Source organism: Streptomyces turgidiscabies Car8, assembly GCF_000331005.1.
Classification (GTDB): Bacteria; Actinomycetota; Actinomycetes; order Streptomycetales; family Streptomycetaceae; genus Streptomyces; species Streptomyces turgidiscabies.
The window spans coordinates 1-542 of sequence record NZ_AEJB01000685.1; the positions used below are offsets into that span (position 1 = coordinate 1).

General features: G+C 75.3%; 1 protein-coding gene. It reads left to right on the plus strand.

The features are described from left to right. Positions 1–542: hypothetical protein (locus tag STRTUCAR8_RS47520; RefSeq protein WP_044474135.1), on the plus strand; the 542-nt coding region annotated here is incomplete at both ends.

Consider the following 542-nt stretch of genomic DNA (forward strand, 5'->3'; position numbering starts at 1 on the left):
CGGTCTGGGCTTCGGCGACTGCCGGGTCCAGGACCGCGGCGACGGGATGCTGATCCTGGTCCCCGTGGGCACCAGCCCGGTCAGGCTGCTGCGGGAACTCCAGCGCGGGCTGGACGACGCGCTGCTGGCGCACCGGGCGAAGTACAGGGACGACCACGGGATGCGGCTGCGGGTCGGCCTCAACCAGGGGCTCGTCAGGCGGAAGGGCAAGCGCTGGACCGGCGATGCCATCAACGACCTGGCCCGGCTGGTCGACGCGGGGCCCGTCAGGCGGGTCCTCGCCGAGGCGCGGCGGGGCCGGCTCGTGATGGTGCTCTCGGAGAACGTCCACAAGTCGGTCGTGCTGGGCGGCTACCCGGGCATCGACCCGGCGGCCTATCTGCCCGCCGACTTCGTCACCAAGCACGGCGAACCGCGCCGCGGCTGGGTCACCGTCCCCGGCTACGCGGCGCCGCCAGGACTTCCCGCGAATCCGGGGGAGCCGCCCGGCCGGGCCACTGGGGGAGCTCCGGCCCCGGGCGGCGGAGCGGGAAGAGCCGGCG